Here is a 20,106-nt window from a genome sequence, read left to right as displayed (position 1 = left end):
ATTATGCTGCTTTTTCTAAAGCCCATTCGTAACCTTCGGCTTCTAGTTTGTCTGCAAGAGATGCATCGCCTGTTTCAAGTACTTTGCCTTGAGCAAATACGTGAACATAATCTAATTTATCTAAGAATTTCAAAATTCTAGCATAGTGTGTGATGATTATTACTGTTGCATCTTTTGTTGAAACTTTACTGATTGCTTGAGCTACTGATTGAACTGCATCTATGTCTAATCCTGAATCTGGTTCGTCTAGAATTGAAATTTTAGGTTTTAAGACTGCCATCTGTAAAACCTCTGCACGTTTTTTCTCCCCTCCTGAAAATCCCTCATTAAGATATCTGGAAAGAAACTCTTCTCTTAACCCAACTTTTTCTAAATTTTCTTTTAGATATTTTTGGAATTCTCTTACTGTGATGAATACTTCTCTATCATCACCTTCCATTGCTTTACTAAGAGAATTATATGCTGTTCTTAAGAAATGTGAGAATCCTACCCCTGAAACTTCAGTGGGATATTGAAATGCTAAAAATAATCCTTTTTTAGCTCTTTCATCTGCTGTTAAATCTAAAATGCTTTCTCCGTCTAATAGAATGTCTCCTTTTGTGACTTCGTATTTTGGATGTGCTAATAATGTATAAGATAATGTACTTTTTCCTGAACCGTTTGGTCCCATAATTGCATGTACTTCCCCAGGACCTGTTTTTAGGTTGACTCCTTTTAGAATTTCTTTACCTTCTCTAGATACGTGTAGATCTTTGATTTCTAATACTACCATATTCCAAATAATTTTGATTCTCTATATAATACCGACGAAATTTAGCTAATCCTAACGGCTTTTTAATAAAATGAAAAGGGGGGGGGGTGTTAATATTTGGCCAGAGAAGGTCTCAAAGTAATTTTGAGTTTATGATTTGTTAGAATCTCTTTACATCTATTTCTGATAGTGACTTCTGTTACTCCTGCAATACTTGAAACGTCTCTTTGTAGTACATTTTGTCCAAGTAGTACTGATGAGACATAAAGATATGCTGCAGCAATTCCATTTGGAGATTTTCCATCTGAAATACTGTTGTCTTTTGTCTTTTCTGCAATTTCTAAGGCTAGTCTTTCTACTCTAACCTCTGTTTGTGTCATGTTTGCTATCTTTGAGATGTATTTGTCCATAGTAAGTACTGGAGCTTTAATTGCACCCATTTCCATTACCATGGTTCTGTAATATCTTGCTGCAAGTTTTGTTTTTGATTTAACATCTTTTGCTGGAACAATTTCTCGGCAAATTTCTTCTAATGATCTTACCACATCGCATTGTTTGCATGCCATGTAGATTGTTGCTGCTGTAATGCATACAACTGATTTTCCTTTGACATCCATGTGTCCGTCTAAATTTCTATAGATCATTGAAGTTGTTTCCAACACATTTTTTGAAAGATTAAGTGATTCACATGTTTCGCCCATTTTTGCTAAAACACTTGCGAGTCGTCTTTCTTTTGGTGTTGATACTCTTACTCTTTGTTGCCATTTTCTGAGATGATTCATTTGGTTTGCAACTTCGTGATTAATCCTTTTTCCACTGAAGTCTTTTGCACTAATTGAAATCTCAGTTGTTATTCCCAAATCGTGTTGAGAATAGGTTGTTTGTCCTGTTGCTCTTGCAAGCTTCATTTTGTCTTCGAGATTCGAACTTATTGTTTCTGGACCACTATCTGTAATCTGGTCATCGACAACTACTCCACAACCAGAACAGATTATTTCGCCATTTTGCATATCATCAATCAATGATGATTTGCATTCTGGACAGTTTTCGGTTTGTAATATGTTCATCTTCTTTTTCTCCTAAATTTTTTTGGTTTACTTGCAGTAGTTTGGTCAAAAATGAAAACTTGTTTTCCAACAAATTTGTTTATACTATTTGTTAAGGGCGTTGCTGATGCAAACGGCCTTTTTATTGGACCAATTAATTCCATTACTTTTGCAACTCTAGTTCCTTTGTTGTCACAGAGTATCTGTCCTTCAACTAATTCTTTTGAAAGTTGAACGATTACCCTGCCACTACCGGCTAGGTGCATTATTTCGCCTACCTCCTGCAATTAACAATAGTAGATATGCTGACACTATCATAGACTTCTGTCAACTTTACTTTAGCTAACAGCTAGAATTGATTTTATTTTGTTTGCTTGGCTCTTTTTGAAACAAGTTTTTCTGAAATTTTGTTAAGAATTATTGTCTTAGAGGATCCTTTTGGCAACACAACATACCCTGACCTTACAAACGGTCTTCTTGGAAATCTTACCTTCTCTTCTGATTCTGCAATTTCATAACCAGCTGATTTTGTAGCATCGATTAGTTCTTTTAGAGAAGGATCAAAAATACATTTTTCTAATCCTAATCTTCTACCTTTTGATTTTTTTAAATTTTTATTAAAATAATCCAACCAGATTACGACGTGCTCGTAATCCTTCATTTTATTCCTTAAGTAAAATTGCGTTTGCTATTCCAGTTTGTCCTGGTTTGGAAACAACTTTGCATTTACCTTCTTTTGTTTCAAGAATTGCACCCTTGCTAATTATTCCTCTTCTTCTATAATCATTGTTTGTAGCATTATCTAAAACTTTGATAATTTTTGATTTAATTACTTTGGAGTCACCTGTTGCTAAATTAACAAAATCAATTGATTTTAGTGCAACTTTGTTGTTACTTCCGCGAACTCGTCTAGTTACTGTTACTTGAGCTCCGTTAACTGCTTCATTTGGATATCTATCAGTTTCATACTTTCTTCTAATTCTGAGTGGACTTCTTCGTCCTCCAGTAATTTTACTGGTTGCTAAATTCTCTACTGATTTTCTCACAAAAAATTAGTTGAATTACTCTAATTTATACAAAACGCCATAAATTAGCCTTAAATCAAAATTTTTCTATTTACTTTCTGCTGTGATTTGTGGTGAGCTGTTTGTTTGACCTTTACTTGCAGTTTTTCTTACTTTTGAAAATAATCTTGATTTAAGATCTTCAACATCCCCTTTAATTCCAAAATATTTTTGGAATTTTTCAGTAGTTGTATAAATTTTCAATCTACCTACATTTTGATGAGTAATGTAATCTAATTGTCTTAGTTCTTTAAGGTGTGCATAAACACCTGAACCTCTTGTTTCTACAAGTTGTTTTGATGCAATTGGTTGCATGTATGCGATGTATGATAATGTCTTCAATGTTGCATTTGGTAAAACTGGTTTTGATGCATATCTTTTAACTGTGGAACTGTATTCTGGTTTTAATTGCATTACATATGTTCCATCTGGTAAAATAACAATTTCTAATGCTTTGAATGCTGTTTTTGTTTTTTTCATAATGGTTTCAAGTAAATCTAAAGTTTTTGTTCTTGATTCTGTGCCTGATGCTCTGACGATGTCTTCTATTCTAAGTGGTCTTCCAGCTGAATATAGGGCTGCCTCAATTCTTGCAGTTGCTTCAGTTATGTCTTCAACTCTTACCATCTTGATTTATCATCCTTTTGATTTCTGTTAGACATTTTCTACTTCTGGTTGATTGTCCATGAGTATGATTTTGATATCATCGTTTTGTTGCTCTAAATCTACCTTTTGGTCTCTTGCTAAAAATAATGCGGCAAAGAAACACCTTATAGAATCAACTTGATCCAAATCTACAATAATTTCTTGTAGTAATCCGAATTTCTTACTTGCAATTTTTTTCATAATCAATTCTTCATATTTTCCAATAATGCTTTCTAATGAAATGAAGTATTCTTGAAAATCAGGTGCTTCAATTGGTTCGATATCTAATTTTTTATTTCTTCGTGATTGTGGATTTGCAATTGTTCCAATTAGGTTTTGCAATAGTCCTAACAAGTCATCTAATGAAACTGGATATGTTGATTCATGTCTATAAGGAATATCAATTAATTCAATATCTACGTCCGTTCTCTGTGTAGTTGGTTTTTTCTCCATTGCTGCCCTTTGTAATGCAAAAATACTTTCTACTTTCATTCTGTAAATTAATGATGATGATAGTGCTGCCATTCCTGCAACTTTGAGATCTTTTTTCCCAGTTTTTTCAAGAATTTTAATTAATAAATTCAAAATCTGAATTAAATCTATTTCCCAAACATCTTTTTTAATTACTGATGAGGGACTGAATAGGATATTTACTGGTTCTTGAGAAATACTGTTTGGTGTTTGTGGATCACTCACAGATTGACTATTTTATTATTCCATAATATCTAATTACTCTACTTTTTTCTTACTTCCAGTCAACTCTTATATTGCAAAATAACAAATTTCTTTTGTGAAAGCAGCACGAATAATTGAACCTGATAAACCACTTGAACTACATCAAGTTGAAATTTCCGATCCTACAGGAACTGAAGTATTGCTCAAAGTTGTCTCTACAGGAGTCTGTCATAGTGATCTTCATCTTTGGGAAGGTGGATATGATACAGGTGATGGATTCATGAAAGTTACAGATAGAGGTGTAAAATTCCCTGTTACTCCTGGTCATGAAGTTGTTGGTATTGTTGAAAAAATTGGTGACTCTGTAAATGATGTGAAAATTGGTGATACTGTCTTAGTTTACCCTTGGATTGGATGTGCAAAATGTCCAACTTGTGAAAAAGGAGATACAAATTTGTGTGAAACTCCTAAATCATTAGGTGTTTTCCAAGATGGAGGATATGCTGAAAAAGTTATTGTTCCTGATTACAAATTTTTAGCAAATATTGGTAGTGTGGATCCTGATTCTGCATCTTCATTAGCATGCTCTGGATTAACTGCTTACACTGCAATCAAAAAAGCTTTAGTAAATAATCCTGAATCAATTTTAATTGTTGGTGCAGGTGGTCTGGGTTTGATGGGTGTTCAGATAGCACACCACATGGCAAAATGTAAAATCATTTGTGCCGATATTGATGATGAGAAATTAAAAACTGCAAAAGAATTGGGTGCAACTGATGTAATTAATACGAAAGAAAGTGATGCATCACAAAAAATAATGTCTATTTGTAATGAAAAAGGTGTTGATAGTATAGTTGACTTTGTCAATGCACCTCCAACTGTAAAACTTGATTTATCCGTAGTTAGAAAACGTGGAAATATTATCTTAGTTGGCTTGTTTGGTGGTTCTGTAGATTTACCTTTAGTATCTGTGCCATTAAAGGCAATAACAATCCAAGGTGCTTATACTGGAAACTATAAAGATATGGTTGAATTAATTGAACTTGCAAAACAAGGTGTCATCAATCCAATTGTATCTAAACATTATACTTTAGATGAAGCAACTGGTGCTTTAGATGATCTAAAGAATAGAAAAATTTTAGGACGTGCAGTAATTAATCCTTAATCTAAATTCCTTCTTCTAAAATCCAACCTGTCTTGATTATTTCTTTATCTTCTTTTTCCCCAATTCCAGTTGCATATCTCCAAATGTGATTTGCATTTGTTTGCATGATTTCTTTAATTTTTAATAATGATTCTGTCTCAAACTCTAAGTTTTGATTTGCAGTTCCACATTCTTTACAAAATTTACACTTTTCATCCAGTGTTATTGGATTTGATTCAATTAATGGATAGGCACTACATGCTAGTGGTTTACTTTTGTATATTTTACAAGGATATCCTCCGTGAGTTGATTTTTTACCACTTTCAGTATCTAAAAAAGGACATGTGTTACCATTTTCTTCGATACCCATTAATTGATACGCCAAAATTTTTGTAGGAATTTGGTTTGGGTTTTCTGAAACTCCTATTCTTGGCAAAATCTTAATTTCAATTTTATTATCTTTTGCAAATTTTTCTATTTTCTCTTTTTCATTTGGTAGAATTAGCACTCCTATTTTTCCAAATTGTTTTGTTGGATAATATTCTCTTTGAACACAACAATCTGAGCATTCTTCAACACATCTAAAATCCATGTCTTGTTTATTTTTAAAATAGATAAAATTCCTTCTAATTTTTTTTATAGATTTGTTAAGACCTCATCAGTTATATGGTAACTAGATCTAGACTTTTTGTGGGTAAGCGTCAAGTAAAAAATGAAAGTGCACTAAAAGAAATTCGTCTTCCTGAAGAAGGTGAATTGTTTGGTAGAGTGTTAAAAATGATGGGTGGAGAAAATGTCATGATTAAATGTGATGATAATGTTACCCGAAGGGGTAGAATAAGAGGCAAACTAAAACGAAGAGTTTGGATTAGAGATAATGATATTGTAATTATTGCTCCATGGGATTTCAATGAATCTGAACGTGGGGACATTGTCTGGAGATTTACTTTGCCACAAGTAGAATGGCTAAAAGATAATGGTCATATTGCAAAAGATTTCTAGAATTAAAATATACCTTAGTTAATATAGTGATTACATTGTTTCAGAATTTATGGAACAAGGTACCGTAAAATGGTTTAACCGTACTAAGGGCTTTGGTTTTATCGAAAGAGAAGGTGGCGACGATATGTTCGTACACAAATCTGACGTTGATGGATTCATCAATGAAGGCGATAAAGTCGAGTTTGAAATCGGAGAAGGCCAAAAAGGCCCAGCAGCACAAAAAGTCAAAAAATTAGAGTAGACAATTGAATTTTTAAATTAAGATTTCATCTATGTTTTCTTAAACAGTCTATTTTTTTATTATTTTTAATTTAGTGTATAAATTATATTTTCTTTTGAAATTTTTACATCTTTTTGTTCGATAATCGTGAGGTATTCTTAAATTCGCAATTAACACTAGTGATCATTGGTTGTAGGGTCCTTAGTGACATACGCTACTGTTAAGGCATATAGTCTAAAGGGTAAACTACTTTCTAAAAAAACATTTCAAACATTGGCAGAATCTAGAAATCTTGATGAATTTGCAAGTCGATTAAACAGTACTTCGTATTCTGATTATATTCGAAAAATTCCAAAACCATACACATCAAATAACATTGAAATTAGTTTTAGGGGAAAACAAGCTGAGCTGTATTATATGATGATGAGTTCAGTTGGTGGTTCAAATTTACTTATGGCATATTATTACAAATTTATTTTTAAAAATTTAAAAAATATTCTTAAAGGAAAAATTCTAGGAAAGACTCAATCTCAAATAGAATCTACTATCGGATTAAGGGCAGAGGAATTAATTCAACGAAGAGATGTGACGCTCAAAGCTTTAACTTCAAAAAATATTGAAGAAGTAATTAGTAATTTTAAATCATACAATTTTGGAAATGATGTTGAAAAAGCAATTATGCTTTACAATGATTTAGGAGAAATTGGTGTAGTTGATACGTATCTTGACAAAATTCTATATCAAAATCTAGCTGATAGTATTAAAAGTAAGGCTGATCTAAATTTATTAAAATTATTTGGTACTGAATTAGATTTGTATAACATCACAAATATTGTGCGTGGAAAATTTTGGAATTTAGATGAACAATCAATTAACGATCTATTGGTTTCTCATACTTCCAGTACTAGTGATGAATTATTATCTAAGATGATTTCCGCTGAAAATCTTAAAAGTAGTTTTATGGAATTATCTAAAACAAAATTTTCTGAAATTATTCCTTCTGAGGCCGATGACATTGTAATGATAAATGAATTTGAAAGAAAATTTGATCTCTTTTTGTATGATTCATTACTAAAAGAATTTGCAAATATGTTCAAATTATCCACTGTGGTTTCTGTTGTGAGATTATATGATTATGAAATTAGAAATTTATCTTCCATCTCATATGCTGTAGAAAATAATATTTCCAGTGATCTTGTTATGTCCAAAGTTATTACTTCTTCATAATGATTTGTTTAATTGATGGGTCTACTTTTTGAAATTTTGTGGTCCCGCGGGCATGAATTGAACATGCGACAACCCGGTTTCTGTATGCCTGATATGCTGTTTTTCGGTCAGCCATCTTAAGCCAACAACTACAGCCGGAAGCTCTACCAGGCTGAGCTACCACGGGACAAAAATTATGTATATTGAGTTATTAAAAAACCATCGTGCTTTTTTATTTACTTGAATATATTGATAAATACTGTTAAAAATTCACATTATTGTGTCTGAATTAAAATTATCTTATTCTGGATATGTATGTGCACCTTATTTACACAATCGAGATTCACTTGAATTAAAAGAATCTTGGTCAAATTCTAAAAATATTGAAAAATTATTTTTTGTAACTGGTACTTTTTCAAGTGATAGCCAACCCTATTTTTCAACATCCGCAAATCATTATTTGTTGGCTAAATTCAAGGATAGTTCAATTGTTGAAAAAGAATTGTCCAAACATATTCAAGAAAAAACATCATTTGTTTTCAATATTCATGACGATCTCTTTGAAAGAGAAGTTTTAGGTGAGACCAATTTCATTTCAATATATTATTTAGAATATGGCGAAGATATGGATGATTTAGTTGAAATTGCAGGTTTATTGTTAAAGCGAGAAAAAATTGAAGTAGCTGGACTTGGAAATATGACTACTACCTGTTCTGTACCTTCAAAATTTACTTTCCCTTATTCTGAAAATATGATTGTAATTGAAGTTGCAAGTGAGAAAAGTCATCAAAGCGTCAAAAAATATTGTGATCAAACACAACGAGATGTTACTAGAAAAGGCTTTACTTTATCTAATCTGTTGAGTCTTTCTATACTTGATCAACTAAAGTAGAAGTTAAATATTCGAGCAAAAACTGTTTTTTATGAGTAAACCATCTGATTTAGGTTCATTAAAAATTGGATCATACATTCTACTTCCACATACAGATCAACCTAGTGGCGAAGCTTGTAGAATTATTGAATATGATACATCAAAACCTGGTAAACACGGTGCAGCAAAAGCTAGAATAGTTGGTCAAGGTATCTTTGATGGTAAAAACAGACCTCATGTTGGACCTGTCAGTATGCAAATCCACGTTCCAATGATCAACAAAAAAGTTGGACAAATTATCTCCATTAATGGCGATACTGTACAAGTTATGGACAATGAATCTTTTGAAACTATAGATGTTGGTATGGTTGATGAATCCGTTGAAGGTAAATTAGAAAATGGACAAAATGTCGAATATTGGGTTGTTATGGAACACACCAAAATTATGGCTATCAAAAATAGTTAGAGTGGAAATTTTACAACATTTTTAAAATTATTTAGTTAAAAATTGTTAATTGATTTTTTAATCACAGCACTAAAATTCTATGATTGTTAAATTTTCATAGATGCTGATGATTATCGGAAAAGCCGTCTGATTTGTGATGACGATTATGAGTATTGAAGCATCTTTTAAAATATTTTAGAATTTTATTGAGGTGATTATTTTTGTTGATTGATGAAATTAGCTTGTCTTTTTTCAGGTGGAAAGGATAGTACCTATGCAATTCATCTTGTAAAAAATCAGGGTCATGAAGTTACTTGTCTGTTGAGTGTTTTTCCAAAATCTGATGAAAGTCATCTTTTACACCATCCAAATTTAAAATGGACAAAATTGCAATCTGAATCAATGAAAATTCCTCAACTAGTCATTGATTCATCTTCTGATGAGACAAATGATGAATTAATTGTCTTAGAGAAATTATTGAAAAATGCAATTAATGAATTTAAAATTGAAGGATTAGTTCATGGTGGAATTAAAAGTAAATTTCAAAAAGAAAAATTTGAAATTTTATGTAAGAAATTAAATTTAATTCCTGTTTCCCCTTTGTGGGAAAGTGAACCTAAAAAATACATGAATGATTTACTTGAATCAGATTTTCATTTTATGATGACTACCGTATCGTCAGATGGTTTAGACGATCAATGGTTAGGCAAATTGATTTCAAAATCTGATGTGAATACTTTGGAAACATTATCTGAGAAATTTGGATTTAATTTGAATTTTGAGGGTGGTGAGGCTGAAACTTTTGTTATTGACTGCCCACTATTTTTTAGTTCGATTAAAATTAATAAATTCACAAAAAATTGGGATGGTTATAGAGGAAGGTTTGAAATAGTGGATGCGGAGTTAAATTACAATGCTTGATGGATTAAAAAGTAGTTTAGGCGATGCAATTAAAAAAATTGTTAAATCTTCAGGCATTGATGAAGAATTAATTAAAGATCTCTGTAAGGACGTTCAACGGGCTTTATTGACTTCTGATGTTAATGTCCGATTAGTACTTGAAATTACTAAACGATTGGAAGAACGCTCATTAAATGAAACTCCTCCTCCTGGATTATCACGTAAAGATCATATTGTAAAAATTCTATATGATGAATTATCAAAATTATTGGGTAATGAATCTAATTTTGATTTTAAACCTGGGAAACAAAATAAAATAATTTTGTTGGGAATTCAGGGAAGTGGAAAAACCACAGTTGCCTCAAAACTTGCTAAATTTTTGACTGGAGAAGGTCATAAAGTTGGTGTTGTTGGTGCTGATACATACCGACCCGGAGCATTGGTTCAATTAAAAATGATGTGTGAAAAATCAAATGTTGAAGTTTATGGAGAAGAAAATAATAAAGATTCTCCAAACATTGTTCAAAATGGTTTAAAGCATTTTGCAGGTCAACCCCTTGATGTAATTATTATTGATACTGCTGGTCGTCACAAAGAAGAACAAGATTTACTTGAAGAAATGGGTAGAATTAACAAAGTTGCAGAACCTGATTTAGCTTTACTTGTAATTGATGGTACAATTGGTCAACAGTGTTTCAATCAGGCAGAAGCATTTCATAAAACAATTCCTGTTGGTGGTGTTATAATTTCAAAATTAGATAGTTCTGCAAAAGGTGGTGGTGCATTAGCAGCATCTGCCGCAACTGGTGCACAAATTATGTACATTGGTACTGGTGAGAGAATAGATGATTTAGAAAAATTCTCTCCAACTCGATTTGTTGGTCGATTACTTGGAATGGGTGATATTCAGGCTGTCTTAGATTTGGCAAAAAGATTGGAAAATGAGGGTGATGATGTTAGGATGAAGCGTATATCTAGTGGAAAAATGAACATGGATGATTTCTTTTATCAATTGGAGGAGGTTACAAAAGTTGGTTCTCTTAAAGGTCTCCTTGATAGCATGCCTGGAATGTCTGGTATGGTTAAAGAGGATCAAGTTGATCAAATGGAAGATAGGGTATCTAAATGGAGATACATTATTCAAAGTATGAATAAAGATGAAAAAGCAGATCCTGATTTACTTAATTCATCAAGAATCAAAAGAATTGCTAGAGGTTCTGGATGGCCTGAAGGTGAAGTAAAAGAATTAATGAAAAATTATAAAAATTCTAAGAATTTGATGAAAGCTTCTAAAGGTCGTCAAATGCAAGGTACTCTTAGAAAAATGGGTTTGGGATAACTGAATTAATCTCAAATCAAAAATGTCTAATTATTCTACTGTTCTTTCCACTTCCAGCAAAATTATTAAAAAATACCACTTATGTGATTATTGTTTAGGCAGATTATTTACAAAACAGCTTCACTTATCTTCAAATAAACTACTTGGAAAAAAATTAAAAAATGGATATGACTCAAACCTCTCATGTTACATTTGTAAAAATCTCTTTGACAATTTAGATCATTTTTTAAAATTGATGATTGACTCCTCATTTGATTATACGTTTAGGACTTTTAGTATTGGGACAATAATCAAACCTTCCATTGTTGATAGAGACGATGCCTTAAAATCTGAATTTAAGTTAAGGGGAATTGATGGTATCAAATCCAATATTACAAAAGAATTGGGAAAACTTTTTTCAAAAAAGACAAAAAAAATTGTAAATTATGATGATCCTGAAATTATTTTTACTGTAAATCTTAAAGAACATTCTTGTAATTTACGTTCAAAACCAATTGTTATTTCTGGTCGATATACTAAATCTAAACGAGGCTATTCTCAAAAACAGAAATCTTGTGAGAATTGTTCAGGTAAAGGATGTAGAACTTGCAACTTTCATGGAATTTCTGAATTTAATAGTATTGAAGGTGTTATCTCAAAGTTAATTTTTAAAAAATTTGGTGGAACAACTACGAAATTTACTTGGATAGGTGGTGAGGATAAATCTAGTTTGGTGCTGGGCTCTGGTAGACCGTTTATTGTAAAACTACAAAATCCATCAAAAAGAAAAACAAAACTCTCTGATTATGTTTCTGATTATGTTTCTATTTTTAATCTGAAGATAGTTGATGATTCTCCTAAAACCCCATTGAAATTTTCCTCTTTGGTCACAATAAAAATTTCAACTGATTCTAAATTTGATTCTAGATGTTTGAAAAAATTAAAAAATCTTAAAAATTATCCAATAATTGTTTCTGAAAAATCTGGAAAATCCTATGAAAAAAAAATTTTTGATATAAATTACAAAAAAACTTCTGATCAAATAATTTTGGTAAAAATAAGGGTTGAAGGTGGATTGCCAATTAAACGATTTGTGATTGGAAATGATATTACTCCTAATGTCTCTGAAACTATTGGAACTAATTGTATTGCTGATGAATTTGATTTCTTAGAGATTGTTGTCAATGATAACAATTAACTAGCAGTAAATATTGTAATTTATCATGCCAATGAGAAAAAAAGGTAAACATCAAAGACATGCTGATCAAAGAGCAAATACTCGTCGAGTAAAAAAAGCAAAGTCTGGAAAACCTAGATCATAAGAAAATCAACATTTTTACATTAAAATTTTTAATAATTAACGTTGGATCCATTAGTACGTTTTAGAGATGCATATTCCAAGGGTCTTATCCCTCAGAATGTATATGACTTGACCTTGAAACGTTTTCCAATAACTGTTGCTGGAATTAATCGAATTGAAAAAGCATCTGGAATTCAATATCCTGTGGCATATGTAGAACCCTCCCTAGTACTTTCTGCATCTGATTCAAATTCATATGAATATGGAATCTTATTTGCTCGAACAATTCCTGTAATGTTTGAAGAAAAATTTCAGGTTGTTATTCAAATTTCTGCCCCTTTGATTGCTTATGGGTTAAAGGGTACGATACATGCAATTTTGGCTCATGAGTTTTTACATTTTTTAGAATTAATTAGAAAAATCTCAAAAATGGAATTGATTTCTGATGAATTATCTGGTAATTTGTTTGAAAATGTGTATAGTGATGAAACTCGTTTGTTTGAACCACGAGTTGTTTTTAATGATAAGACTTTGCTAAATCATATTACTAAAAAATTTCCTTCGGGTTTTCGTGATTACAAACTTGAAGACAAAGTAATAAAATTTTGGTCTGACCAAAATTTGCCAAAATCTAATGTATCCTTGGATACTAATAATGTGAAATTATCTGCTGAATCTTTATCAAACATTAAACTTGATCCTAAATTTATCGTAAAAATTGCTGAGCTAGAAGAAAAAAGTTCAAAAATTCGTAAAAAAAGATTGTACTGATGTAAATTATTTTAAAAATTATTTCTATTGTTTAAATTCTGTTAAGCCACATTTTCCACAGGTGTTTCTGTCTTTGTGTTCAGACATGTATACTCCCTTTCCACATCTTGAACAATTTTTTTTAGTTCTTGTTGCTTTATCTCCATCAATTTTGAAATATCCATAAACTTTTGGACTAGAACCTTTATTGCCTTTTTTCTCTACAGGCATTATTCTGTTTTCTCCTCAGCTGGTGCTTCTGCTGCTGCATCCTCAGCTGGTGCTTCTGCTGCTGCATCCTCAGCTGGTGCTTCTGCTGCTGCATCCTCAGCTGCTTTTTCAGCTTCAGCTATTTTTGCTTTAGTTTTTTCTAATCTTGAAAAGATTGTTGGATTGATATGCTTTTTTGCTAAACCTTCATCTTCATAAACATAGAATGTTCCAGTAACTTTTGACATTCCTACATGAGTTTTTAATCTCATTGGTATCACTACTTTACCATCAAGTTTGAATTCTTTTGTAACCATGTCTACTGCTTCCATACTCTTCAATTTTCCACTTGACCCTGGAAAATCACAAGTTAATTCTCTTCTAGATAAGAAGGTATTATTCACATCTGAAAGCGTCTCAATAGTTGACATGTATCAAAAATCCTTTGGATATTTCATATAAACCTAGTTGAACTTACATAAGAAATTTAAGAAAATGGAATGAATCACTGATATGGAGCGATATTTGATTCATTTAAAAAATGAGAAATTTATTCCTATAAATTCTCGTGAAATTCTTTATCGGGCAAGGGATCTGATTGTTGGAACTGATGCTCATATTAGACTATGTAGAGTTGCTACCACGTTTATTGAATTTGATGTAGCTATCGAAACAAAAGATGTGGATGAATTAGTTGATAAATTATCTCCAATTGGAAATTTAGATAATATTAGACATGTTGTTGAAGAAGAAATTGAAATAGATCAAGGAATTAAAGATGGCATATTTTATTTTAACAGTGAAAGATTTTGGGAATGTCATGAGGCATTTGAAGGTGTTTGGAAACAATGTTTTGGACGTGAAAAAGAATTAGTTCAAGGAATAATTCTTGTAGCCGTTGCATATGCTCATGCCCAAGAAAATGAATTGAGTATTGGAGTTGCTATGCTGACAAGAGCTTTGGAAAAATTAGGAACTTCCCCTTCAATGTATCATTCAATAGATGTTGAAAGAATAAGGGCAAAATCTGTTGAAATGCAGAAAATTAATGATTTGGTTTTATTTGAGATCTAATTAGTTCTAATGATTTTGTAACAACCTCTGCACCCTGTAATAATCCGATACTTCCCTTTTTTGCTTGTTCTTCAGTCATTCTTGTTGTACCATCATTTTTAATAAAATCTGCTGACACAACTACTGGTACTGGATCATCACTATGTCCTTTGTTAATACATGGAGTTGAATGATCTGCAGAAATAATTATTGCGACATTACTTGAATCTATATTTTCTACTAGTGTTTTGAAAAATCTTTGATCAATTTCTTCTATGTTTTTCATTTTACCAATTGCATCCCCGTCGTGACCAAATTCATCAGGTCCTTTGAGGTGAACATAGATTGCATTATGTGTTTCCATTGATTTTGCAGCAACTTTTGCTTTTTCTTCATAATCTGTTAGACCTCCTGCTTCAAATGCCTTCATTTTTAGAACTTCTGAAATTCCTAATTCAACTGGCATGTCTACTATGCATGAAAATTTCATTTCATGTTTTTCATTAATTGGTGGAACATCTGGATATTTGTTACCTGCATCGCGAAGCAGAATACAACTTAATTCTTTTTTGTTTTGTTCCTTTCTTTTTTTATTGATGCCGCTATCTTTCATAATTTTAATTGATTGTTCTGAAAATTCATTTACCAAGTTAGATGTGATTTTTGCATCTTCTATGTCTTCTAGTGGCAAACATTTTTCGACTTTCAAAAAGTCCCCTACTGCTTTTGCTACTCCCATTCCACCAATGTTGCTATATGCTGGATCAGTGTTTGTAATTCTTGATGATAATTTTTTAGATGGTGCTCTAATTCTAACTGTTACTCTGTGTCCTATTGTTGGTGCAACAACAATTTTTGTGTCTGGTATTGAGAATTGAATTTTTTCCTCTAATTCTTTTGCTATGCCATCTGCATCCTCTTTTTCTATGTGTCTTCCCGCTCTTCTGTCTGTGATTATTTCATTTTCATCTAATGTTGAATAATTTCCTCTTAATGCTAAATCCCCATCTTTAAAATCAATTCCAACTCCTATTGCCTCAATGACGCCTCTTCCGGCATAATCTGCATGATCAAATTTGTATCCTAACATATTGAAAACAGCAATATCTGATTCTGGAGCAATGCCTTTTCCCACTGAAATTACTTCACCAATAGTTCCATTACTTGCAATTTTGTCTAAAGTGGGTGTATTTGCTGCTTCTAAAGGTGTTTTTCCATCTAAATCTGGATGTGGTAGATCTCCAACCCCGTCTAAAAGAACATAGATCATGTGTATGTTGGAATTGTCCATTTGAACTCTGTTTATCCAACCCTTTGATCTCTGTTTTAAATCTTGCAATGATTTTGCGATCAAAAATTTCAAATCTTTTCAATAAACAATTATTGTAAAATGAAAAATATGTTTTTAATTTTTGAATTATTTTTATTTTAATTTTTTAGTAAACATTTTAACATACAATTACTTTCAGTAACCATTATGGGTGATATGCGAAAAGATTATGTTTCTGAAAGATTTATGATTGTTTCAAAAAATAAAAAATCTGTAGACGGTAAAAAAAATCCCTTTGCCCCTGGAAACGAATCTCTTACTAATCCTTCTGTTTTATCACTTGTTGAAAAAGATGGTATGTTACAACGTCTTCAAGACAGTGAAGATGATTTTGTTGAAGGTTGGTCTATACGTGTTTTTGAAAGTAAAAATCCTGTAGTTACTGTTGAAACAGAAAACTCTTACAGTGAAAAACCATTTTACAGTGAACCAAATTATGGATATCATTATGTTATTGTAGCTTCTCCAAACACTAAAGATACGTTCTCAACTATTAGTCCAGAACAATGGTCAAATGTTTTAGTTGTTGTTCAAGATAGGTTGCGATGGCTTTATACTCAAAAAGGTGTCACATATGTCTCAATTTATGGTGACAATGGTGAGTTGGCTGGAAGTACTAATCCACACCCTCACTTGAATATTCTTACTCTTTCCACTATTCCTCCTGTAATTGATGCAGAAGCTGAAGCTTCTCATAAAATTTTGAATGAAAAAGGGGTTTGTCATATGTGTCAAACGATTAATGAGGAGTTGAGTGGACCAAGACAAATACTCCAAACTGATGGATTCATTGCTTTTTCACCTTGGGCTCCGTCATATCCATATGAATTTTGGATTGCCCCTAAAAAACACACAACTAGTTTCTCTAAAATCACTCAAAAAGAAATTAATGATTTGTCCCTGATTTTGAGGGCTACTTTAGGCGGTTTAACAAAAACTATCAAAAATGTGCCATATAATCTGGTTTTTCATCTTTCCCCTGAAAAGAAAAATACTAGACAGATTCATTGGCACATTGAAATTTATCCAATAACTAAACCTTGGTCTGGTTTAGAACGTGGCTATGGGATATTTTTGAATGATGTGTCTCCTGAAGATGCTGCTGAAAAACTTGGAATAGCTTGTAGGAAAGAACTAGCTAATCTTGTTGGAATTCTTTAATTTCTGAATGGTTTATTTATCAACTCCATTTACTTCTGTTAATGGGGAATGTTGAAAAATGGCTTGCAGTAATTAGTGTCGCTCTTTTTGCAATGTTTGCTGGTGAAATGATTTCTGTTTATTATTTTATGTTAACTGTTCCTGAAGATGCTGTTGTTGCACAAGGATTTGCTCCTGATCCAAAACTAATTCAATTTGTTTCCATTGGTGTTGCACCAGCTGGAATTTTAGCTGCAGTTGCTTACATTATGTCCAGGAATTATGGTTCAAAGCAAATTGGTAGTTTGATTATAGTTGGAGGTATTATTTTACTTGCAGGTAATCTTGTAGTTTATTCTTGGGTTGACTCGGTTCCTGAAATTTATGTAACAGATGCAGTTCAATATCTGCCAATCTTGTTCATAATATTATCTGCTCCTGTGATGTTTGTTGGATCAAGACTAATCTTAAAACGAAAAAAACGTCCTACAAAAGAATATTTTTAGTTGTGATCAAATCTAAATTCGTTTGAATGATATTTGAAACCCATTTTTTCATAAAATTGTTTAACATCATCTGAACAATCTAAAATTGTTTTATAGCATTCATGTTTTTCAGCAACTTTTAAAACATATTTGATAATTTTTTCACCTATTTTTTGACCTTGGAACTCTTTACTTACTACTACATCTTCTATATGGCCTACAAATCCTCCTTTGTGAATAAATTTGGGCTCAATTAGAAGAGTTGTCGACCCGACAATTCTATCATCAATTTCGGCAACAATGATGATGTGGTTAGGATTTGATTTTATATTGTTCAAAATTTCTAATGCCTTCTCTTTACTAATAGTGCTTGCTTCTCTTAATGTATCCAATGTGTTTAGAAAACCTTTTTGAAAATCCCTTTCTTCAATTTCCCTAATAATGGGTTCATTCATTTTAATTTCTCTTGCCTTTTTTCATATTCGTCACATGCTTGTTTGTATGATTCCTTATTTCCAATATCTGTAAAGCCTTTTTTTGTAATAAAACTATTCACTGCTTGTTTGTTCTTCATTGCTTTTTTTATTACATCATCCATTCCGTATGCCTTGTTCTTTGGAATTAAATCAAAAATATTTGGATTCATTACATAACATCCCATGTTTACATTTGCTTTTATTTCTGGTTTTTCATTCCAACTCACTACTTTTCCATTTTTAGAAGTTTCAATTACTCCATATGGTAAATTCGTTTTAAATTCATTTAAGCTCATTGTAACAAATGATTTCTTCATAACATGTTGTTTTATCATACTTCTTAAACTAAAATTAAATATTGAGTCCCCATACATACATACAAAATCATCATCGATAAATTCTTCTGCTGTTTTAAGTTGTCCTGCTGTAGCTAATGGTTTGTTTGAAATTGCATATTCAATTTTAACTCCAAATTTACTTCCATCTTCAAAATAATCTTCAATTGATTTCCTGAGATAACTTACGCAAATAACTACTGATTTTACTCCTCCTTTTTTTGTCCATTCTATAAGATGTTCTAAAATTGGTTTTTCCCCTACTGGCAACATGGGTTTGGGCTTGCTGTTGGTTAATGGCCTTAATCTTGTTCCTAGACCTCCGGCAAGAATTACTGCTTTCACAAACGTTATTTCAAATTTGAGTATTTATGTTCAAGGATAAATTTATCTTTCTTTGAATAATTTCTGTATTTTTTTTATTACTATTTCTGGAGATTCTCCAAATAATATTATCATTGGTTCCTTTCCAAAATCTCCTTTATGAAAAATTACGTCAGGGGTTTTTTTTGAATTTTTAATTGCGTTTGTAATTCCCCATGCTATTGTGGAGCCTTTTACTTTGATCTTTTTTGGTTCTTTATTTCGATCATAATCAAATGTATTCCATTTCATTTTTTTAATTTTAGAAATCGTTGATTCCCTATATTTCAAATTTATTGCTGATTGAATGTTTGAATATTTTTTATTTACCGATAACAGTGCTGTTGCCACATGCTTTGAACCTCCATATTCTAAATCTCCTGCAACTATGATTTTCTCCCCTGCCTTTACTATTCTTCCTGAAATTCCTAGTATTTCTTTAATAGATTTTGGTTTATTTTCTGAAAATACGAAATTAGTTTGGCATTCTGGAATATTTTCAAAAATATTTTTAATTTTTGTAAATTCATTAATCGCTTTTGCAAGTTTCACCTTTTTATCATCTGATTCGTCAAAATTTGTAATTTCAAAACCTTTACCACTTTTTTTTGAATTTTTTATTGAATTAAGAGTAATTTGTTTTGCAAACTCTAATGATTTTTTAATTTTTTTATATTTCACAATTCCATATAGTGCTACAGATGAATGAATATTTCCGCTACCACGATTAATTTTTGGAATTTTTTCATCAACAAGAAAATATTTTTTATCTGACTCCAAAACAAAATCTGATATTTTATTATTTTTATTTTCAACTCCTGTAATTATTACATTTTTTGCTCCCATCTTTTGAATTATTTTGGCAATTTTTTCAGGCGTATTTTTAGAATTAATTTTTGTTTTTGTTAAAATTTCAGCTTCATATTTGTTTGGTGTAATAATCGTCGCAAGAGGAATGATGAATTTTTTAAAATCTACTATGGCTGTTTTTTCTATCAACATTGCTCCTGTAGTTGATTTTACTACTGGATCTACAACAATTGGAATATCTAATTTTTTTAGATATTGATAAATTGTTTTTATTATTTCTGAATTGTACACCATTCCAATTTTTATTCCATCAATCTTGAAATCTGTAATTACTGATTCTAATTGATTTTCTAAAATTTTCTTTGATATTGGTTCTATCATTCCAAAATTTGATGTATTTTGTCCTGTAATTGCTGTAATTACTGTTAACCCGTGCACATTCAATGTTGAAAATGTCTTAATGTCACTTTGAATGCCTGCACCTGATGATGGATCTGAACCTCCTATTGATAATAAATTCACATCATTTACTAATTTTTAACACTAATCTATTTTTCCATATTTGAT

At 31.4% G+C, this 20,106-nt stretch carries 27 protein-coding genes and 1 tRNA gene; 13 read left to right on the top strand and 15 right to left on the bottom strand.

Annotated features, from left to right (window positions below):
- Nucleotide 1: 1 nt before the first annotated feature.
- The 7 genes from sufC to NMSP_RS05495 form a co-directional block, all read right to left on the bottom strand.
- On the bottom strand, nt 2–772 hold the full coding sequence (sufC, locus tag NMSP_RS05525) for a Fe-S cluster assembly ATPase SufC (protein WP_086907827.1): 771 nt from the start codon (nt 770–772) through the stop codon (nt 2–4).
- Between the two features lie 89 nt (nt 773–861).
- A complete protein-coding gene (locus NMSP_RS05520; RefSeq protein ID WP_086907826.1) occupies nt 862–1,818 on the bottom strand; it encodes a transcription initiation factor IIB in 957 nt (318 codons plus the stop codon).
- Nucleotides 1,815–2,084: an H/ACA ribonucleoprotein complex subunit GAR1 gene (locus NMSP_RS05515; protein WP_152023813.1), complete on the bottom strand. Its 270-nt coding sequence runs from the start codon at nt 2,082–2,084 to the stop codon at nt 1,815–1,817. Before NMSP_RS05515 ends, NMSP_RS05520 begins: the two co-directional genes overlap by 4 nt.
- A 74-nt stretch (nt 2,085–2,158) precedes the next feature.
- Nucleotides 2,159–2,428 (bottom strand): signal recognition particle subunit SRP19/SEC65 family protein, encoded by a 270-nt coding sequence (locus NMSP_RS05510; RefSeq protein ID WP_264080388.1) that lies wholly within the window; start codon nt 2,426–2,428, stop codon nt 2,159–2,161.
- 31 nt (nt 2,429–2,459) lie between these two features.
- Nucleotides 2,460–2,843, bottom strand: coding sequence for a 30S ribosomal protein S8e (locus tag NMSP_RS05505; RefSeq protein ID WP_086907823.1), 384 nt, complete (start codon nt 2,841–2,843; stop codon nt 2,460–2,462).
- Nucleotides 2,844–2,909: 66 nt separating this feature from the next.
- Nucleotides 2,910–3,488, bottom strand: a complete 579-nt coding sequence (gene scpB / locus NMSP_RS05500; protein ID WP_086907822.1) for an SMC-Scp complex subunit ScpB — start codon at nt 3,486–3,488, stop codon at nt 2,910–2,912.
- Nucleotides 3,489–3,515: 27 nt separating this feature from the next.
- Nucleotides 3,516–4,202, bottom strand: coding sequence for a chromosome segregation protein ScpA (locus NMSP_RS05495; RefSeq protein ID WP_086907821.1), 687 nt, complete (start codon nt 4,200–4,202; stop codon nt 3,516–3,518).
- 94 nt (nt 4,203–4,296) lie between these two features.
- On the opposite strand from NMSP_RS05495, the gene NMSP_RS05490 reads away from it, so the two are divergent.
- On the top strand, nt 4,297–5,346 hold the full coding sequence (locus NMSP_RS05490) for an alcohol dehydrogenase (RefSeq protein WP_086907820.1): 1,050 nt from the start codon (nt 4,297–4,299) through the stop codon (nt 5,344–5,346).
- 1 nt (nt 5,347) lies between these two features.
- On the opposite strand, the gene NMSP_RS05485 is transcribed toward NMSP_RS05490, so the two are convergent.
- Nucleotides 5,348–5,917 (bottom strand): YkgJ family cysteine cluster protein, encoded by a 570-nt coding sequence (locus NMSP_RS05485; protein ID WP_086907819.1) that lies wholly within the window; start codon nt 5,915–5,917, stop codon nt 5,348–5,350.
- Nucleotides 5,918–6,015: 98 nt separating this feature from the next.
- Here NMSP_RS05485 and NMSP_RS05480 point away from each other — a divergent pair, with 98 nt between their 5' ends.
- The 3 genes from NMSP_RS05480 to NMSP_RS05470 all read left to right on the top strand — a co-directional run bounded on the left by NMSP_RS05480 (nt 6,016) and on the right by NMSP_RS05470 (nt 7,774).
- On the top strand, nt 6,016–6,327 hold the full coding sequence (locus NMSP_RS05480; protein ID WP_086908400.1) for a translation initiation factor eIF-1A: 312 nt from the start codon (nt 6,016–6,018) through the stop codon (nt 6,325–6,327).
- Between the two features lie 49 nt (nt 6,328–6,376).
- The gene (locus NMSP_RS05475; protein WP_086907818.1) at nt 6,377–6,568 is read left to right on the top strand and encodes a cold-shock protein; all 192 of its coding nucleotides are present in this window, start codon (nt 6,377–6,379) and stop codon (nt 6,566–6,568) included.
- Nucleotides 6,569–6,751: 183 nt separating this feature from the next.
- Nucleotides 6,752–7,774: a V-type ATPase subunit gene (locus NMSP_RS05470; protein ID WP_192866147.1), complete on the top strand. Its 1,023-nt coding sequence runs from the start codon at nt 6,752–6,754 to the stop codon at nt 7,772–7,774.
- Nucleotides 7,775–7,813: 39 nt separating this feature from the next.
- On the opposite strand, the gene NMSP_RS05465 is transcribed toward NMSP_RS05470, so the two are convergent.
- Nucleotides 7,814–7,940, bottom strand: a tRNA-Tyr gene (locus tag NMSP_RS05465).
- Between the two features lie 93 nt (nt 7,941–8,033).
- Between NMSP_RS05465 and NMSP_RS05460 the strand changes: the two genes are divergently transcribed.
- The 6 genes from NMSP_RS05460 (at nt 8,034) to NMSP_RS05435 (ending at nt 13,358) form a co-directional block, all read left to right on the top strand.
- Nucleotides 8,034–8,645, top strand: coding sequence for a hypothetical protein (locus tag NMSP_RS05460; RefSeq protein WP_086907816.1), 612 nt, complete (start codon nt 8,034–8,036; stop codon nt 8,643–8,645).
- A gap of 31 nt (nt 8,646–8,676) precedes the next feature.
- Nucleotides 8,677–9,090, top strand: a complete 414-nt coding sequence (locus tag NMSP_RS05455) for a translation initiation factor IF-5A (protein ID WP_086907815.1) — start codon at nt 8,677–8,679, stop codon at nt 9,088–9,090.
- A 210-nt stretch (nt 9,091–9,300) separates the two neighbouring features.
- The gene (locus tag NMSP_RS05450; protein WP_086907814.1) at nt 9,301–9,990 is read left to right on the top strand and encodes a diphthine--ammonia ligase; all 690 of its coding nucleotides are present in this window, start codon (nt 9,301–9,303) and stop codon (nt 9,988–9,990) included.
- Nucleotides 9,983–11,308, top strand: a complete 1,326-nt coding sequence (locus NMSP_RS05445; RefSeq protein WP_086907813.1) for a signal recognition particle receptor subunit alpha — start codon at nt 9,983–9,985, stop codon at nt 11,306–11,308. The genes NMSP_RS05450 and NMSP_RS05445 overlap by 8 nt, the downstream gene beginning before the upstream one ends.
- 22 nt (nt 11,309–11,330) lie before the next feature.
- Nucleotides 11,331–12,485: a tRNA pseudouridine(54/55) synthase Pus10 gene (locus tag NMSP_RS05440; RefSeq protein WP_086907812.1), complete on the top strand. Its 1,155-nt coding sequence runs from the start codon at nt 11,331–11,333 to the stop codon at nt 12,483–12,485.
- Between the two features lie 165 nt (nt 12,486–12,650).
- A complete protein-coding gene (locus NMSP_RS05435) occupies nt 12,651–13,358 on the top strand; it encodes a hypothetical protein (RefSeq protein ID WP_086907811.1) in 708 nt (235 codons plus the stop codon).
- A 24-nt stretch (nt 13,359–13,382) separates the two neighbouring features.
- On the opposite strand, the gene NMSP_RS05430 is transcribed toward NMSP_RS05435, so the two are convergent.
- Together NMSP_RS05430 and NMSP_RS05425 are read right to left on the bottom strand one after the other, a co-directional pair.
- A complete protein-coding gene (locus tag NMSP_RS05430) occupies nt 13,383–13,568 on the bottom strand; it encodes a 30S ribosomal protein S27ae (protein WP_086907810.1) in 186 nt (61 codons plus the stop codon).
- On the bottom strand, nt 13,568–13,978 hold the full coding sequence (locus tag NMSP_RS05425; protein WP_086907809.1) for a 30S ribosomal protein S24e: 411 nt from the start codon (nt 13,976–13,978) through the stop codon (nt 13,568–13,570). The genes NMSP_RS05430 and NMSP_RS05425 overlap by 1 nt, the downstream gene beginning before the upstream one ends.
- A gap of 82 nt (nt 13,979–14,060) precedes the next feature.
- Between NMSP_RS05425 and NMSP_RS05420 the strand changes: the two genes are divergently transcribed.
- Nucleotides 14,061–14,621: a DUF309 domain-containing protein gene (locus tag NMSP_RS05420; protein ID WP_086907808.1), complete on the top strand. Its 561-nt coding sequence runs from the start codon at nt 14,061–14,063 to the stop codon at nt 14,619–14,621.
- On the opposite strand, the gene NMSP_RS05415 is transcribed toward NMSP_RS05420, so the two are convergent.
- Nucleotides 14,593–15,891, bottom strand: coding sequence for a BPG-independent phosphoglycerate mutase family protein (locus NMSP_RS05415; RefSeq protein WP_192866146.1), 1,299 nt, complete (start codon nt 15,889–15,891; stop codon nt 14,593–14,595). The two genes, NMSP_RS05420 and NMSP_RS05415, sit on opposite strands and share 29 nt — an antisense overlap.
- A 186-nt stretch (nt 15,892–16,077) precedes the next feature.
- On the opposite strand from NMSP_RS05415, the gene NMSP_RS05410 reads away from it, so the two are divergent.
- Together NMSP_RS05410 and NMSP_RS05405 are read left to right on the top strand one after the other, a co-directional pair.
- Nucleotides 16,078–17,091, top strand: coding sequence for a galactose-1-phosphate uridylyltransferase (locus tag NMSP_RS05410; RefSeq protein ID WP_086907807.1), 1,014 nt, complete (start codon nt 16,078–16,080; stop codon nt 17,089–17,091).
- Between the two features lie 41 nt (nt 17,092–17,132).
- Nucleotides 17,133–17,576 (top strand): hypothetical protein, encoded by a 444-nt coding sequence (locus NMSP_RS05405; RefSeq protein WP_086907806.1) that lies wholly within the window; start codon nt 17,133–17,135, stop codon nt 17,574–17,576.
- Here the strand turns inward: NMSP_RS05405 and NMSP_RS05400 are convergent.
- From NMSP_RS05400 to thiD, 3 genes are read right to left on the bottom strand one after another with little or no spacing between them, the layout of a single operon-like run.
- Nucleotides 17,573–18,010, bottom strand: coding sequence for a GNAT family N-acetyltransferase (locus NMSP_RS05400; protein ID WP_086907805.1), 438 nt, complete (start codon nt 18,008–18,010; stop codon nt 17,573–17,575). The genes NMSP_RS05405 and NMSP_RS05400 overlap by 4 nt on opposite strands.
- On the bottom strand, nt 18,007–18,711 hold the full coding sequence (locus tag NMSP_RS05395) for a nucleotidyltransferase family protein (RefSeq protein ID WP_086907804.1): 705 nt from the start codon (nt 18,709–18,711) through the stop codon (nt 18,007–18,009). Before NMSP_RS05395 ends, NMSP_RS05400 begins: the two co-directional genes overlap by 4 nt.
- Nucleotides 18,712–18,753: 42 nt before the next feature.
- Entirely contained in the window at nt 18,754–20,061 is a 1,308-nt protein-coding gene (gene thiD, locus NMSP_RS05390; RefSeq protein WP_086907803.1) for a bifunctional hydroxymethylpyrimidine kinase/phosphomethylpyrimidine kinase, read from the bottom strand.
- Nucleotides 20,062–20,106 lie beyond the last annotated feature (45 nt).

It is taken from the genome of Candidatus Nitrosomarinus catalina (genome assembly GCF_002156965.1).
GTDB classification, from domain to species: domain Archaea; phylum Thermoproteota; class Nitrososphaeria; order Nitrososphaerales; family Nitrosopumilaceae; genus Nitrosopumilus; species Nitrosopumilus catalinensis.
Note: the sequence above shows the minus strand (reverse complement) of the source record. Positions and strands in the feature narration are given on the sequence as shown.

What these genes read in the sequence shown, in the direction of transcription:
- sufC (WP_086907827.1), bottom strand. Translation starts at nt 772, where the DNA reads ATGGTAGTATTAGAAATCAAAGATCTACACGTATCTAGAGAAGGTAAA.
- NMSP_RS05520 (WP_086907826.1), bottom strand. Translation starts at nt 1,818, where the DNA reads ATGAACATATTACAAACCGAAAACTGTCCAGAATGCAAATCATCATTG.
- scpB (WP_086907822.1), bottom strand. Translation starts at nt 3,488, where the DNA reads ATGGTAAGAGTTGAAGACATAACTGAAGCAACTGCAAGAATTGAGGCA.
- NMSP_RS05485 (WP_086907819.1), bottom strand. Translation starts at nt 5,917, where the DNA reads ATGGATTTTAGATGTGTTGAAGAATGCTCAGATTGTTGTGTTCAAAGA.
- NMSP_RS05475 (WP_086907818.1), top strand. Translation starts at nt 6,377, where the DNA reads ATGGAACAAGGTACCGTAAAATGGTTTAACCGTACTAAGGGCTTTGGT.
- NMSP_RS05455 (WP_086907815.1), top strand. Translation starts at nt 8,677, where the DNA reads ATGAGTAAACCATCTGATTTAGGTTCATTAAAAATTGGATCATACATT.
- NMSP_RS05450 (WP_086907814.1), top strand. Translation starts at nt 9,301, where the DNA reads ATGAAATTAGCTTGTCTTTTTTCAGGTGGAAAGGATAGTACCTATGCA.
- NMSP_RS05445 (WP_086907813.1), top strand. Translation starts at nt 9,983, where the DNA reads ATGCTTGATGGATTAAAAAGTAGTTTAGGCGATGCAATTAAAAAAATT.
- NMSP_RS05440 (WP_086907812.1), top strand. Translation starts at nt 11,331, where the DNA reads ATGTCTAATTATTCTACTGTTCTTTCCACTTCCAGCAAAATTATTAAA.
- NMSP_RS05430 (WP_086907810.1), bottom strand. Translation starts at nt 13,568, where the DNA reads ATGCCTGTAGAGAAAAAAGGCAATAAAGGTTCTAGTCCAAAAGTTTAT.
- NMSP_RS05425 (WP_086907809.1), bottom strand. Translation starts at nt 13,978, where the DNA reads ATGTCAACTATTGAGACGCTTTCAGATGTGAATAATACCTTCTTATCT.
- NMSP_RS05420 (WP_086907808.1), top strand. Translation starts at nt 14,061, where the DNA reads ATGGAGCGATATTTGATTCATTTAAAAAATGAGAAATTTATTCCTATA.
- NMSP_RS05415 (WP_192866146.1), bottom strand. Translation starts at nt 15,891, where the DNA reads ATGGACAATTCCAACATACACATGATCTATGTTCTTTTAGACGGGGTT.
- NMSP_RS05410 (WP_086907807.1), top strand. Translation starts at nt 16,078, where the DNA reads ATGGGTGATATGCGAAAAGATTATGTTTCTGAAAGATTTATGATTGTT.
- NMSP_RS05405 (WP_086907806.1), top strand. Translation starts at nt 17,133, where the DNA reads ATGGGGAATGTTGAAAAATGGCTTGCAGTAATTAGTGTCGCTCTTTTT.
- NMSP_RS05400 (WP_086907805.1), bottom strand. Translation starts at nt 18,010, where the DNA reads ATGAATGAACCCATTATTAGGGAAATTGAAGAAAGGGATTTTCAAAAA.